Origin of the sequence: Psychrobacter sp. 219-2-C (genome assembly GCF_049560815.1) — a bacterium.
Classification (GTDB): domain Bacteria; phylum Pseudomonadota; class Gammaproteobacteria; order Pseudomonadales; family Moraxellaceae; genus Psychrobacter; species Psychrobacter faecalis.
The window spans coordinates 345,526-360,054 of sequence record NZ_CP186933.1; the positions used below are offsets into that span (position 1 = coordinate 345,526).

Below are 14,529 nucleotides of genomic sequence, written 5' to 3' on the forward strand. Positions count from 1 at the left end.
CAAATAAATCAGATACGTAGCCATCAAGTCGCTCAATGAAACGTTGTTTTTCTTGCGTGCTGTGCCTACGCCGACATAGGCTACGAAAAAAACGTTTCATCGTATCGTTTTTATATCGAATGAATTATATAAAAATTGTTGCTGCGATAAATTTGTTGCAGCAACGTATTACTTCTAACAAATCTACTATAAAGACCCCACTCTCAACTTGTTTTTCTAAGGTATTGGTTTACTTAGTTTTTAAAATTTCAGTTAAAACAATTAGAATTTTAAATTCTATAAAAATCAAAAGCCTACGATAAGTTGAGATTGGCGTTATAAAGTTAAATCGCCAAGCGTGAAAATTTATCCTGATATTCTTTCGGGGTTAGCTCAGTAGCGCGTTTAAATAGCCGCGTAAATGACGAGATATCATCGTAACCGACTTGCTCAGCGAGCGATTTTATCGTCACATCGCCCAATTCTAATAAACGCTTCGCCTGCTCAATTCTAACGGCTTGAATATACTCAATCGGGCGCATCGCCACGCAGGATTGAAAGCGTCTATTCAGTGTGCGCGGGGTGATATTGACCATCGCTGCCAAGCCGCTAACTTGAATGGGTTGTTTGAAGTTTTCCTCGATAAACTCTTGTACTTGCTGAACCAATTGGTCCGCATGCGGTTTATGCAATGTCACATTGGTATAGCTGTTTTGATTACCGCGTTTACTATCAATAATCTGAGTTTTTGCCACTTGGGTAGAAATTTCACGCCCGCAATAACGCTCGATTAACAATAATCCCAAGTCATAAAAGGCGCTACCGCCTGCCGCACAAAATATATTGCCCGATTGTTCTTTTGACTGGCTTTTTGATTGAGTGACAAATTGGTTTTCTTGCAAATCAACCAGTGGAAAATCTGCCTTAAACTTACTGGCATAACCCCAATGGGTGGTAGCTACTTTGCCATCGAGCAAGCCTGCTTTTGCTAAAAAGAACGCGCCGCTACAGTTACTAGCGATATCGGCTTTGGTATTTGCCAGTCGCTGCAAATGCGGAATTAGAGCGTTATTTTGGCTCAAGACTTTATCGATGGAATCGCCAATGGTTGGAATTAATAATAAGTCGCACTCTGTGACTTCCTGAATATCGCAATGCGCTTGCATGATTAAGCGGTTGCTACATCTGATATCAACGCTGCCAAGACTGGCAATTTGCACATTAAATCTTGGTTCTACTTCTTCATCCAAAAAGCGCTGCCAACTCACTCCGGTGAACGAAAATAAATCTAATGCGCCTGTCAAAGCGCTGCCAAGCACGCCATCGAAGCCGATAATAATGACCTTAAAGGGTTTAAAGTAGGGCATAAGTGCTTATTTTCCTATGAAAAGACGTATTTAAAATGTCAGTTTATTAGCAGTTTTTCCCAAATTAGCATATTAATTTTGTCTTATTTGACCATAATTATGTCATAAATGACAATACGGTAAGGCGTTAAATTAGATTAATATCAATGCATCACTTATTCATCACCGCTTATTTATCATTATCATAATAGGGAAATGACTATGGCAGCAGATACGCTTATCAACGACTTTGAATTACCGTTCCAACTCTACGATGTATTGGGGGTTGAGCATTTAACCGAGCATGCAAAGTTTGCAGAACACAGCCGCGAAACCTTTGATGCGGTATTAGGCACCGCCAATAAAATCGCCACCCAGCTATTTTTACCGCACAACCACGTAGCGGATAAAAACGAGCCGCAGTTTGACGGCAAAAAAGTCAGCATGATAGACGACGTAAAGGTTGCTTTTGATGCCTTTCGCGAGTCGGGCTTTATCGCGGGTCGTTATAGTTTTGACGATGGCGGCATGCAATTACCCGAAACCGTGATGACGGCGGTAGCAGGCTATTTTATGGCGGCCAACCCATCGACCACCGCTTATCCGTTTTTAACCACGGCGGCGATTAATGTCATTTCTCATTTCGCCAGTGATGAGATTAAAAATGCCTTTATGCCGCGTATGCTAACCGGTGAATTCACTGGCACCATGGCATTAACAGAACCACATGCAGGCTCGTCGCTTGCCGATATCAAAACCACTGCCGTGAAACAAGAAGACGGATCATACCGTATCAAAGGCAGCAAGATTTATATCTCAGCAGGCGATCACGAACTGTCTGACAATATCGTGCATTTGGTATTAGCCAAAGTGCCGGGTGGACCCGCTGGCGTTAAAGGTATTTCGTTATTTGCCGTACCCAAGTATCGTTTAAACGATGATTTATCAGTCGGCGAGCGTAATGACGTCCATTTAACTGGACTTATTCATAAACTTGGCTATCGCGGCGCAACTTCTACGGCGTTAAGTTTTGGCGATGCAGGCGATTGTCACGGCTATCTTATCGGTGAAGAGCATTTTGGCCTGCGCTACATGTTTAAAATGATGAACGAAGCGCGTATCGCAGTTGGCTTTGGTGCAGCGATGATTGGCTATCGCGGTTATCAGTATTCGCTCGATTATGCCAAAGACAGAACGCAGGGCAGAATCGCACCGAATAATAAGCCTGAAGATGCGGCAACGGCAATCATTCAGCATGGTGACGTTAAGCGCATGCTGCTGGCGCAAAAAGCCTATAGCGAGGGCGGTATTTCACTCTGTCTATATGGCTCCAATCTCATTGACCGTATCAACACCTGTGAAGATGCCACGCTAAAAGCTGAGCTATCAGAGTTATTGGACTTACTTACGCCAGTACTCAAAGCATGGCCATCTGAATACGGTCCAAAGGCCAATGATTTAGGTATTCAAGTATTGGGCGGCGCAGGCTATACACGTGAATATCAAGCCGAGCAGTTTTGGCGTGACAATCGTCTCAATCCCATTCATGAAGGCACAAATGGCGTACAGGCACTAGATTTGTCATTTCGTAAGTTATGGCAAAAAGGCGGACTCGGTATTCAAATTCTCAAACGTGAAATTACCGAAGATTTAGAAAGTATCAGTACACCCGAAACCGCCAAACTTGCTGGCAAACTGATGCCTTATATGGGTCATTTACATGAAGTGCTCGTGCATTTAAGCAAAATTCTACAAACGGAAAAAGCCATGACGCTGACGGGTAATGCGCAGGCCTTGATGAATATCTTTGCCTCCATCGTAGTGAGTTGGATTTGGATTCGCCAAGCGAGTAAAGCTGAGCAATTATTAAATGATACGGCCGACGTCGATAAGCAAAACTTCTATCATGGAAAAATCCAAGCAGCAAAATACTTTATTGATTGGGAATTGCCGTTAATCAAGCGCGATATTGAGCTATTAAATAGTGACAATGCGGTCTGTACCGATATGCAAGTAGAATGGTTTTAAGAGATTGTTTGGTAAGTTTTTAACATAACAATATCTACTAATAGGATGCTAAAAGTGATGCTGGGGTAAATTTTTCGAAGCCTCTAGAGTGCAAAGCGCACAGCAAGCGAGAAAAATTTATCCCAGAAGAACGCTTTTTAATATATTTGGCTTATTTTGAATAAACTCTTTTTAAGCAAACGATACCAATGGCTTTTTATAAAAATTTAAAGGAATAAATAATGACAGCTGATAACAAACAGATCAATAAGCAGTGGCGCTTAAAAGCAAGACCTGTGGGCGCACCAAACGCTGATACGTGGGAATATACCGAGACAGAACTGCCGACTATCTCAGATGGTGAGCTGCTGATAAAAATTGAATATATTTCGATGGATCCTGCAATGCGTGGTTGGCTAAACGATGCAAAATCTTATATACCGCCCGTACAGATTGGCGAGGTAATGCGTGCAGGAACGGTGGGTAAAGTCATTGAAAGTAAGCATGAGAAGTTTGCTGTTGGCGATTATGTCGTAGGTCATAACGGCGTGCAGTCGTATGCAGTCAGCGATGGTACAGGTCTACATAAAGTCGATCCGAGCCTTGCGCCATTGTCTTATTACTTGGGCGTGCTCGGTATGCCGGGTATGACGGGCTATTTTGGCTTATTAAAAACCGGCGCACCAAAAGCTGGCGAGACTGTGGTTATTTCTGGCGCTGCGGGCGCGGTTGGTAGCTTAGTTGGGCAAATTGCCAAACTCAAAGGCTGCCGCGTTGTTGGTATCGCTGGTGGTAGTGAAAAATGTAAGTTCTTAGTCGATGAGCTAGGTTTTGATGCTGCTATAGATTATAAAAACGAAAATGTGAAAAAAGGCTTAAAGCAGGCCTGTCCAAACGGCGTTGATGTCTTTTTTGACAACGTCGGTGGCGATATTTTAAATGATGTGCTGACGCAAATTAATCTGCATGCCCGTATCGTAATTTGCGGTGCGATTAGCCAATATAACAACACCACAGAGGTCAAAGGGCCATCAAATTATCTGTCATTATTGGTCAATCGTGCACGTATGGAAGGCATCGTCGTCTTTGATAATATCAAAGAGTATCCGACGGCGATGAAAGATATTGCTGGCTGGATTGGGTCAGGCGACATTAAAGTAAAAGACCATATCGTTGAAGGCATCGAGACGTTCCCAGATACCCTGATGATGCTCTTTAAAGGTGAAAACTTCGGTAAACTGGTACTTAAGGTAGAGGGATAAATTATGACATTGAATACAAATGGAATTGCATCAGACGTCACTGGTAAACGTATTTTAATCACCGGTGGTGCATCTGGCATCGGTGCTGCCAGTGCGTTATTGCTCGCCAGTCGCGGTGCGAAAGTGGTGATTGGTGATTTGGCGGAAGAGATGGGCGCTGCTGTTGCCAAACAAGCGCAAGATGCTGGTAATAGTATTGTCTTTAAAAAGGTGGATGTCACGAGCGGCGATGAAGTACGCGCGTTGTTTGCCTTTGCCATGGAAACATTGGGCGGCCTTGATGTGGTGATAAATAATGCCGGTATTGACCATAAGCCAGCGCCGATGCATGAGCTAAGTGACGATGATTTTGACCGTAATATTGCGGTTAATCTAAAAGGCGTCTGGCATTGTATGCGCGCTGCTGTTGCTTGCATGGCGACCAATGGTGGTGGTCATGTGATTAATGTGGCCTCCATTGCTGGTTTGCGTTCAGCACCACTGCTGACAGCTTATAGCGCTGCGAAGCATGGTGTCATGGGGCTGACCAAATCTGCTGCTCATGAATATGCGCGCGTCAATATTCGCTTTAACGCCGTTTGCCCAAGCTTTATCGATACGCCGATGGTCCGTAATACCATGGCGAAAATGGACGAGCGTGCCCAGCAAGCCACCATCAAAGCCAGCCCAATGCGCCGTTTGGGAGATGTCGATGAAGTATCTGGCGCCATTGCATGGCTGGCAAGTGATGAAAGTAGCTTTATGAATGGTCATGCCTTTACCCTTGATGGCGGCATGTTGGCTTAACATCAAAAGTATTTATTAAAATATTTAAAAATATAAGGAATAATGATGAAAGATTTATTTGATTTAACGGGTAAGATTGCTTTGGTTACCGGTGCTAGCCGTGGTATTGGCGAATCTATTGCCCGTTTACTAGCGTCAAGAGGCGCGCATGTGATTGTCTCTAGCCGAAAAATTGACGCGTGCCAAGCGGTCGCCGATAGCATTGTCGCTGATGGTCACAAAGCCAGTGCCTTCGCTTGTCATGTTGGCGATATGGCGCAGATTGAGGCAATTTTTGAGCATATAAAAAGTGAATTCGGTCAAATTGATATCTTGGTCAATAATGCCGCGGCAAACCCTTACTATGGCCATATTCTAGATACCGATTTAGCCGCTTTTGATAAGACCGTAGAGGTCAATATTCGCGGTTATTTCTTTATGTCGACGGCAGCGGGGAAAATGATGCGCGAGCAGGGCGGCGGGGTGATTTTAAATACCGCATCGGTCAATGGCTTGGTCGCAGGTGACAAGCAAGGTATCTATTCAATTACTAAAGCGGCGGTGATTAGCATGACCAAAGCCTTTGCCAAAGAATGTGGTCCATTAAACATTCGCGTTAATGCGCTGCTGCCAGGGTTAACCGATACCAAGTTTGCCTCGGCGTTAACGACCAATGATAAAGTCTTAAAGATGGCGCTACATGCGATTCCGTTAGGGCGCGTGGCTAATCCTGATGAGATGGCGGGCACGGTATTGTATCTTGTGTCTGACGCCTCAAGCTATACGACGGGTGCAACCGTGGTTGTCGATGGTGGTATGCTTGCTTAGTTAGCAATGCATGTTTAAAAAACCGATGTTTAAAAATAGGAAGCCGCATGACTTTAATAGTGATGCGGTTTTTCTTATTGCATATTTCCGTTTTTTAGTTAGTGTACTGTCTTTTATATCAATACTAAGTCAATAAAAAAGGTGCAGTGCGACTGTCTTTGGATTTCGCTACCTCTTTAGGTGTGCCTTCTGCGACAATAAGCCCACCTTCATCGCCAGCACCGGGGCCCATATCGATAATCCAATTGCTGTTGCTAGCAACTTGCATATCGTGCTCAACCATAATCACCGTATTACCAGTTGCGACCAGCCCATTTAACTGTGCCATCAGCATCGCGACATCAGAAGGGTGTAAGCCAGTCGTTGGTTCATCGAGCACGTACAGCGTATCGCCGCGCTGGGTACGCTGCAGTTCGGTAGCAAGCTTGATACGCTGTGCTTCGCCACCAGACAACTCGGTCGCTGGTTGCCCAAGCCTTAGATAGCCAAGCCCAACTTTTAGCAAGGCATCTAAGGCGCGCATAATTGGGGCATCATCAATGAAAAATTCAGCAGCGGCTTCGACTGTTAAATCAAGCACTTCGGCGATATTTTTACCTTGATAAGTAATTTCTAAGGTTTCGTCATTGTAGCGCTGACCATGGCACACTTGGCAAGGCGAGTAAACACTCGGCAGAAATAGCAGCTCAACGCTGACAAAACCGACGCCTTCGCAATTTGGGCAACGTCCTTTTTTAACGTTAAATGAGAAACGTCCGGCATCATAGTGTCTTGCTTTTGCTTCTTTGGTGGCGGCAAATAACTTGCGCACATGGTCAAACAGTCCAGTATAAGTGGCCAAGTTCGAACGCGGTGTGCGCCCGATGGCTTTTTGGTCAACAGTGACTAAGCGCTTGATGTGCTCCATACCACTGACTATCTCTCCGCCTATTGGTGTTTCTTGTTCTTGCTCCAGTAAAGCCGCTTCATCGGTGGGTGCTTCAATCACGGTTTTTTGCCCTAGCGCATTGTAGACCAGTTCAACCAACGCTTGACTAACCAAACTCGATTTGCCCGAACCTGAAACACCCGTCACTGTGGTTAATACCGCTAAAGGAAATGCCACATCTAGCCCTTGTAAATTATTACGCTCGATATTAGCAAGTTTTAGCCAATGAGTAGGTCGTCTTGGTTGCTCGGTTTTTAACTTTTGAGTTGCTGTGTCTTTACTAAAGAGATATTGTCCAGTATAGGAATCAGAGATATCACGCAATCCTTCGACAGGGCCGCTATACATGATTTCACCGCCATGACTGCCCGCTTTTGGTCCAACATCGACTATCCAGTCGGCGTGGCGAATGACGCTGACATCATGCTCGACAATGAATAATGAATTACCCGCCGCTACCAGTTCATCTAGAGCGCCTAATAGCGCCTGAGTATCGGCAGGATGCAGGCCAGCGGACGGTTCATCGAGCACATAAACCACGCCAAATAGTTTAGAGCGAATTTGGGTGCCAAGTCTTAGGCGCTGTAGCTCGCCAGGCGATAAGGTAGGTGTGGTGCGTTCAAGCGATAAATAACCTAGCCCAAGTCTGGTTAACGCTTCTACACGCGATAAAATATCGCTAACAATACGCTTGGCGACGATGGCTTTTTCACGATCGGGCATATCATCGCTGAGTTTTTTATTGGCAGCGTCGTGAAGTTTAAGCGCCAGTTCAGTTAAGGCTAATTGTGATAACTCGCCAATATCAAGCCCTGCAAATTTAACCGACAGCGATTCTTGTTTTAACTTTTTGCCATGGCAGCTTGGACATTCTGAAATTTGCATAAACTGCGCCACGCGTTTTTTGGTACGTGGACTTTGGGTCGTAGCAAAAGAATGTAAGACGAAATTTTTTGCGCTGGTATAGGTGCCTTTATAATTGGGTTTTTCGCCTTTTTTAATCGCCTCGCGTACTTGCTCGAGATTGTACTCTGGGTAAACTGGCACTTCTGGGGTTTCATCGGTAAATAAAATCCAATCGCGGGTTTCCTTGGATAACGTGTTCCAAGGTTTGTCGATATCGTAGCCAAGTGTCGTCAATATCCGGCTCAGATTTTGCCCTTGCCATGCCGGTGGCCAAGCGGCAATGGCGCGTTCTCGAATGGTTTTCGTCTTGTCAGGTACGAGCAAATCTTCTGTGACCTCAAACACGCGGCCAATACCTGAGCAAGTAGGGCAAGCACCTTCTGGCGTATTTGGCGAAAAAGCATCAGCATACAGCATATCTTGCCCAGCAGGGTATTCGCCCGCTCGCGAGTACAGCATGCGCAGACCATTTGAAATCGTCGTCACGCTACCAACCGATGAACGTACCGACGGCGTACCGCGCTGCTGTTGCAGGGCGACGGCGGGCGGTAAGCCTTCTATCGAATCGACATCAGGCTCGCCAACTTGGTCAATCAAGCGCCGCGCATAAGGCGATACCGAATCAAGGTAGCGGCGTTGCGACTCAGCAAACAGAGTGCCAAATGCCAGCGACGATTTACCTGAGCCTGATATGCCAGTAAAAACAACCAGTGCATTACGCGGTAAATCCACATCGACATTTTTGAGGTTATGCACCCGCGCGCCCCTGACTTGAATGCTTTCATCAGCGGTAAGGTTGTGATTTTTGAGAGAAGTGTTAGATTTTTTATGATTAGATTTCTTATTATTGGTTGTCATACAACGCTTATTCCTTTGACTAAAATCGGCTTGTTAACGCTTTGATTCAACAATACCGTATTTATTTAATACAGTGTTCTTTTAATATCGTGTCTGCTTAACGTCATCCTATCACCTTAAAATCAAAACCCTGCGCAGGCTTACGCTTTATAGACAGAGGATAGACACAGCAACGTCAAACGATAACTTTTATAAGGTTTACCCGACAAATTGCGGATTATAGAGGTTAAAAAATATGACGTTTTGACCGCTATTAAGCGGGCAAGTAGCGTGTTAACTGCGAATGCTTTATCATTAACCTTATCTATTAATCATTTATAAAAGTGTTTTATGATTTTTATCAGCAATAATATCAGTCTGAATGACAGCGAAGTGGACATTAGCGCCATACGCGCGCAAGGGGCAGGCGGGCAAAACGTCAATAAAGTGTCCTCTGCGATTCATCTGCGTTTTGATATTCATGCTTCAAGCTTGAGCGATGTCATTAAGCAGCGCTTATTGGACAGTAAAGACAGCCGAATCACCAAAGAAGGCGTACTTATTATTAAAGCGCAGCAGTTTCGTACCCAAGAACGCAATCGAATTGATGCGCTTGAGCGGCTGCAAAGCTTTATTATTCAAGCCACTCATGTCAATAAAACTCGCAGGCCGACCAAACCTAGTAGAAATGCCAAACGTAAACGCGTTGATGAAAAAACCCAGCGCGGTAAGACCAAAGCGTTACGTGGCAAGGTAGATTTTTAAATAAGCGGCTTACTCGGTTTTTTAATTAACCAAACAGCAAAATGCCAGCCCATTTAATTGGCTGGCATTTTTTATGCTTATTTACTATCAAGTTTTTAGCTATCCAAGCCTTCTAATTAACCAAGTCTTCTGCTTAATTTGGGAAAGCGCTTTATCATAAATAACATCAAGAGCAGCGACACACCAGCGATAGCGGCGCCGACATAGCCCACGCTTGATATGGAAATATGCGTCACTGCATAACCACCGAATAGCGCACCTGCGCCAATGCCTAAGTTAATAATCCCTGAGAACATCGACATCAACATGTCTTGGGCAGTGACATCAACCATAATGACTTTGGCTTGCATGGAGATAATCAGCAGCATCAGCGCCGCGCCCCACAGTAACGCAATGAAACTCAGTGCCCAGATAGAAGTCACGGCAAACAATAGTACCAGCATAGATAGCAGCATTAATATGATCGATATCAGCATCAATCTGGTATTAAAACGATCACCCCAACGGCTAAAAATCACACTGCCCGCAATCCCTGCTACCCCAAATAATAGCAAGACAACAGTCGCAGCGTTTTCACTTATAGCGCCAACCTGTCGCATAAAGGGTTCGATATAAGAATAAGCGGTATAGTGAGCGGTAAAGACTAATAAAATCAGCAAATACAAACAGACCAATAACGGATTCTTAAGCAATTCTGGAATTTTTCTAAACGAGCCTTCAAACATACTCGGTAGCGTTGGTAATAGCCTTGCTTGCAAGATAAAGACGATAAAAGCAATCACGCCAATACCGCCAAAGGTCGCTCGCCAGCCAAACCATTGACCGACTAAGCGTCCTAGAGGCACGCCAAGCACCATCGCCAATGAAGTACCGGTTGCAAGCACGCTAAGCGCCAGTGCTTTTTTACCTTCCGGTGCTACGCGTATCGCAATCGCGGCGGTGATGGACCAAAATATCGCGTGTGATAGCGCAATACCCACGCGGCTAATCAGCAATACATCAAAGCTCCAAGCAAATACGGATAAGACGTGGCTGGCAATAAACACCACAAACAAGCCCAAAAGTAAGCTTTTACGCTCAAAACGGCTGGTGAGCAGCATCAATGGCAATGACATGGCTGCGACAATCCACGCATATAGCGTCAACATCCAGCCAGTCTCAGCCGTGGTAATAGAAAAATCATGGGCGATGTCGCTTAATAGGGCAACGGGGACAAATTCGGTGGTATTCATAATAAAGGCGCTGACGCCCATCAAAAATACTTGGAAATACTGAGTTCGGCGAGCATTTGCGCTCACCTCAAGGTTATGTTTCATATGATCCAATACAAATAAAGAAGGCGCTAATACAGCAAAGTGGCTTAACAATCACTCATTAGCTTAATAAGATGGCAAAGATACGTCGTAGTAACAGAAAGAAGGAGAGCAAGATACCAAGTCAGAGGCAGCAGTTAAAGTAATTTTTTGATAATTAGCAAGAATCTTGGCAGGATTGTTCAGGTTAAGCATTTATGCGCTATAAACTTACTTTGAGGAGCGTAAATACGATTTTTTAATAATAAGAACAGTGTCTTGTTTGTCAGCCGCTGTAAATCAGGGGATAATCTACAGCATTAAACCTTATTTCGAGAAACTATTTTATGCTGATTAATGCAGATTTTACTCGCCGTGCTGCATTGGCACCCGAACACTATCAATGGGTGCCATCACCGCAAAACGGCGTCGAGCGTGTCATGCTCGACCGCGTCGGCGCAGAAAAAGCCCGTGCCACCAGTATCGTCCGCTATGCGCCTGAGTCCTATTTTCCGCATCATATGCATCCGGGCGGCGAAGAGATTTTGGTTTTATCGGGGACTTTTTCGGCAGATAATATCGATTATCCAGCAGGTTGGTACTTACGCAATCCACCAAATTCTGGCCATCAGCCGTATAGTAAAGAAGGCGCAGTTATTTTTGTCAAACTTTGGCAAATGCCGGCCGCCGAAACACGTTATGTCGCTATCGATACTAACGATGCAGCAAATTGGCAAATACAGGACAATCGTGATATCTGTCATTTATTTTCAGATAACAGCGAACATGTCAGCTTACAGCGATTAAAGGCCAATGAAGCCCTATTTACCGACACAGTATTTATAGACACAGTATTCACCGATGCAATCAAAGGCGGCGCTGAGATACTGGTGCTAGATGGCGAGCTGATAGATACTGAACTTACAGATGACGCTAAAACCTATACTCGCGGTGGTTGGCTACGTTTGCCAGTGGGTGCACTACCGCAAATAAAAGCAGGCGTGCACGGTGCTACGGTTTATCTCAAAACTGGTCACCTGTCTAAAGTCATTGGCGCTAAAGTAGAAGAAAAATAGTACGCAAACGTAGATTTAGCAATTATTAATAGCGACTTTAATGGTTTATAGGCTACTGCTTCACTATAAAAAAGGCGTCAGAACTATTTTTCTGGAAAATAGCTTTGACACCCTTTACATATAATCAGCTATAAAATGCAGAAAATTATTAAAATAATGTTCTGTAACTCCTCGGTTCATATCTGCCCTTCACATTGCTGCTTTATTTCTATAAAATACCAACCGTACGGTTTCTTTAAAAGAAACTATTTTTTCTTCTATATTAATAAAACATATTCTTTTAAAGCCCAAATTATTTTTAGTTAAACTGACGCGCTAATATCGAGATAAAAATGGAAACTCAAAACGCTCATAAACGTAAAAAACAGCCAGAGCTTATACGGCGGGCGCTGCTTGATGAAGCAGCGCGCATCACTTTGGAGCAGGGCTTGTCTAAAGTGACCTTCCAATCGGTAGCCGATGCCGTCGGCGTGACCAAAGGCGGGGTGATGCATCATTTTGCCACCAAGGACGCGCTCATCTTAGAGGTGTTTTATGACGCGATGGCTAAGTTTGAGGCGGAAGTCAATCAAGCGATGGCAAAAGATCCGGTCAGCTACGGCTCGTTTACCCGCGCTTATATCGATGCCACCATCAGTTTGGGCGAAAAAGGTCAAGCCGAGTTTAATAGCCAAGCCACGCTATATGTCTTGATGCTAGGAGATAGGATGCTGCGCGAACGCTGGGCTGAATGGTCAAACGAGCAGCTAAAAAAACACGCTGCCACGGACAATACCGAAACGCTATGTATGGTGCGTCTGGTTGCTGATGGAATTTGGCTCTCTGACTTTTCGGGTATCGATATTTCGGACAAAGCCTCACTACGCACGCGCTTGATAACTATGACGCAGCGTGACTTTGACGCTTAAAAATGCATACAAACCACTTTTATTTTTCACCTTTAATCCATGACGACATTGTTTTTAAGACTTTATAAAAAAGCTTTTTTATAAAGCGAACCCGTCGCCCTAAGGAAAACTTATGACAGCTACTCAGACAATCATAAATAACTTAACAGATATTATCGACTTAACACAAACACAGACCGCTTATATCAATGGTCGCTATTTGGCGGTCGATGATTCTTTATCAACTTTCGAAGATATCAACCCAGCGACAGGTGAAGTGTTAGCTATCATTCAACAAACGACGACTGAGCAAATCGATGAGGCGGTAAAAGCCGCGCAACAAGGTCAAAAAGTGTGGGCAGCGATGACCGCGGTTGAGCGTGGCCGGATTTTATTAAACGCAGTTGCGATATTGCGCGAGCGTAATGATGTGCTGGCATTACTCGAAACCAAAGACACGGGTAAAGCGCTTTCTGAGACCAAGTATGTCGATATCGTCACTGGTGCTGATGTCGTTGAGTATTATGCGGGTCTTGCACCAATGTTAGAGGGTCGTCAGATTCCACTACGTGATAGCAGTTTTGTTTATACCCGCCGCGAGCCACTCGGCGTGGTAGCAGGTATCGGTGCGTGGAATTATCCGATTCAAATTGCGATGTGGAAAGCAGCGGCAGCATTGGCTGCTGGTAATGCGATGATTTTTAAACCCTCAGAAGTCACACCGTTAACGGCACTAAAACTGGCAGAAATCTTCACCGAAGCAGGCTTACCAGACGGCGTCTTTAACGTCGTGCAAGGGGATTATAAAGTTGGCGAAGCATTAACCCAGCATCCTGATATCGCCAAGGTCTCATTCACAGGCGGCGTGCCAACAGGTAAAAAAGTCATGGCAAGCGCCGCATCATCGTCGCTTAAAGACGTAACCTTGGAGCTTGGTGGTAAATCACCATTGATCATTTTCGACGATGCCGATATCGATACCGCTGCTGATATTGCCATGATGGCGAACTTTTACAGTACAGGTCAGGTCTGTACCAATGGCACGCGCGTCTTTATCCCAAAAGCGCTACAATCCAAGTTTGAAGAGGCAATCTTGACGCGTGTTAAGCGTATCAAGCTCGGCAATCCGCTGGACGAGAGCATCAATATGGGGCCATTGGTTAGCTTCCCGCATATGGAGCGAGTGCTTGGTTATATCGAGCAAGGTAAAGCGGGCGGTGCGCGTTTATTGGTGGGCGGCGAACGTATCACGGCAGGCGAGCTTGCCAATGGGGCATTCGTTGCACCGACCGTGTTTAGCGATTGCAGCGATGATATGACCATCGTACGTGAGGAAATATTTGGTCCAGTCATGTCGATATTGACCTACGAGCTTGAGGAAGAAGTGATTCGCCGTGCCAATGATACGGAGTACGGTTTGGCGGCAGGAGTGGTAACCGCTGATTTGACCCGCGCGCATCGAGTAATCGGTCAGATTGAAGCGGGTATTTGCTGGCTAAATACGTGGGGCGAGTCGCCTGCGCAAATGCCAGTTGGCGGTTATAAGCATTCTGGTATTGGCCGCGAAAACGGCATCGAAGCCCTTGAGCACTATACGCAGACCAAATCTATCCAAGTAGAGCTTGGCAAGTTTGAATCGGTATTTTAAGCA

The 14,529-nt window shown here is 45.0% G+C and carries 11 protein-coding genes; 8 read left to right on the forward strand and 3 right to left on the reverse strand.

Annotation, left to right across the window (positions count from 1 at the left end; genetic code table 11):
- Positions 1-323 precede the first annotated feature (323 nt).
- Positions 324-1,346: a GlxA family transcriptional regulator gene (locus ACPEGP_RS01460; RefSeq protein WP_423813708.1), complete on the reverse strand. Its 1,023-nt coding sequence runs from the start codon at positions 1,344-1,346 to the stop codon at positions 324-326.
- 201 nt (positions 1,347-1,547) lie between these two features.
- Here ACPEGP_RS01460 and ACPEGP_RS01465 point away from each other — a divergent pair, with 201 nt between their 5' ends.
- The 4 genes from ACPEGP_RS01465 (at position 1,548) to ACPEGP_RS01480 (ending at position 6,187) form a co-directional block, all read left to right on the forward strand.
- The gene (locus ACPEGP_RS01465) at positions 1,548-3,353 is read left to right on the forward strand and encodes an acyl-CoA dehydrogenase (RefSeq protein WP_423813709.1); all 1,806 of its coding nucleotides are present in this window, start codon (positions 1,548-1,550) and stop codon (positions 3,351-3,353) included.
- A gap of 221 nt (positions 3,354-3,574) precedes the next feature.
- Complete coding sequence (locus tag ACPEGP_RS01470; protein ID WP_289049933.1) at positions 3,575-4,594, forward strand: NADP-dependent oxidoreductase; 1,020 nt, start codon at positions 3,575-3,577, stop codon at positions 4,592-4,594.
- A gap of 3 nt (positions 4,595-4,597) precedes the next feature.
- On the forward strand, positions 4,598-5,380 hold the full coding sequence (locus ACPEGP_RS01475; RefSeq protein WP_289049931.1) for an SDR family NAD(P)-dependent oxidoreductase: 783 nt from the start codon (positions 4,598-4,600) through the stop codon (positions 5,378-5,380).
- 42 nt (positions 5,381-5,422) lie between these two features.
- A complete protein-coding gene (locus ACPEGP_RS01480; protein ID WP_264753723.1) occupies positions 5,423-6,187 on the forward strand; it encodes an SDR family oxidoreductase in 765 nt (254 codons plus the stop codon).
- A 124-nt stretch (positions 6,188-6,311) separates the two neighbouring features.
- Here the strand turns inward: ACPEGP_RS01480 and uvrA are convergent, their stop codons facing one another.
- On the reverse strand, positions 6,312-8,879 hold the full coding sequence (uvrA, locus tag ACPEGP_RS01485; RefSeq protein ID WP_423813710.1) for an excinuclease ABC subunit UvrA: 2,568 nt from the start codon (positions 8,877-8,879) through the stop codon (positions 6,312-6,314).
- A 330-nt stretch (positions 8,880-9,209) separates the two neighbouring features.
- On the opposite strand from uvrA, the gene arfB reads away from it, so the two are divergent.
- Entirely contained in the window at positions 9,210-9,623 is a 414-nt protein-coding gene (arfB, locus tag ACPEGP_RS01490) for an alternative ribosome rescue aminoacyl-tRNA hydrolase ArfB (RefSeq protein WP_423813711.1), read from the forward strand.
- A gap of 116 nt (positions 9,624-9,739) precedes the next feature.
- Here arfB and ACPEGP_RS01495 read toward each other — a convergent pair whose 3' ends face one another.
- A complete protein-coding gene (locus tag ACPEGP_RS01495; RefSeq protein WP_423813712.1) occupies positions 9,740-10,939 on the reverse strand; it encodes a sugar transporter in 1,200 nt (399 codons plus the stop codon).
- A gap of 323 nt (positions 10,940-11,262) precedes the next feature.
- On the opposite strand from ACPEGP_RS01495, the gene ACPEGP_RS01500 reads away from it, so the two are divergent.
- The 3 genes from ACPEGP_RS01500 (at position 11,263) to betB (ending at position 14,526) form a co-directional block, all read left to right on the forward strand.
- Positions 11,263-11,991, forward strand: a complete 729-nt coding sequence (locus ACPEGP_RS01500; protein ID WP_423813713.1) for a cupin domain-containing protein — start codon at positions 11,263-11,265, stop codon at positions 11,989-11,991.
- A gap of 332 nt (positions 11,992-12,323) precedes the next feature.
- Positions 12,324-12,899 carry a TetR/AcrR family transcriptional regulator gene (locus ACPEGP_RS01505; protein WP_288727362.1) on the forward strand — a complete coding sequence of 192 codons (576 nt, stop codon included), beginning with the start codon at positions 12,324-12,326 and terminating at the stop codon, positions 12,897-12,899.
- Positions 12,900-13,011: 112 nt separating this feature from the next.
- Complete coding sequence (betB, locus tag ACPEGP_RS01510) at positions 13,012-14,526, forward strand: betaine-aldehyde dehydrogenase (RefSeq protein WP_423813714.1); 1,515 nt, start codon at positions 13,012-13,014, stop codon at positions 14,524-14,526.
- Positions 14,527-14,529: the final 3 nt, after the last annotated feature.

Coding starts and splice junctions, on each gene's coding strand:
- ACPEGP_RS01460 (WP_423813708.1), bottom strand. CDS start 1,346: ATGCCCTACTTTAAACCCTTTAAGGTCATTATTATCGGCTTCGATGGC.
- ACPEGP_RS01465 (WP_423813709.1), top strand. CDS start 1,548: ATGGCAGCAGATACGCTTATCAACGACTTTGAATTACCGTTCCAACTC.
- ACPEGP_RS01470 (WP_289049933.1), top strand. CDS start 3,575: ATGACAGCTGATAACAAACAGATCAATAAGCAGTGGCGCTTAAAAGCA.
- ACPEGP_RS01475 (WP_289049931.1), top strand. CDS start 4,598: ATGACATTGAATACAAATGGAATTGCATCAGACGTCACTGGTAAACGT.
- ACPEGP_RS01480 (WP_264753723.1), top strand. CDS start 5,423: ATGATGAAAGATTTATTTGATTTAACGGGTAAGATTGCTTTGGTTACC.
- uvrA (WP_423813710.1), bottom strand. CDS start 8,879: ATGACAACCAATAATAAGAAATCTAATCATAAAAAATCTAACACTTCT.
- arfB (WP_423813711.1), top strand. CDS start 9,210: ATGATTTTTATCAGCAATAATATCAGTCTGAATGACAGCGAAGTGGAC.
- ACPEGP_RS01495 (WP_423813712.1), bottom strand. CDS start 10,939: ATGAAACATAACCTTGAGGTGAGCGCAAATGCTCGCCGAACTCAGTAT.
- ACPEGP_RS01500 (WP_423813713.1), top strand. CDS start 11,263: ATGCTGATTAATGCAGATTTTACTCGCCGTGCTGCATTGGCACCCGAA.
- ACPEGP_RS01505 (WP_288727362.1), top strand. CDS start 12,324: ATGGAAACTCAAAACGCTCATAAACGTAAAAAACAGCCAGAGCTTATA.
- betB (WP_423813714.1), top strand. CDS start 13,012: ATGACAGCTACTCAGACAATCATAAATAACTTAACAGATATTATCGAC.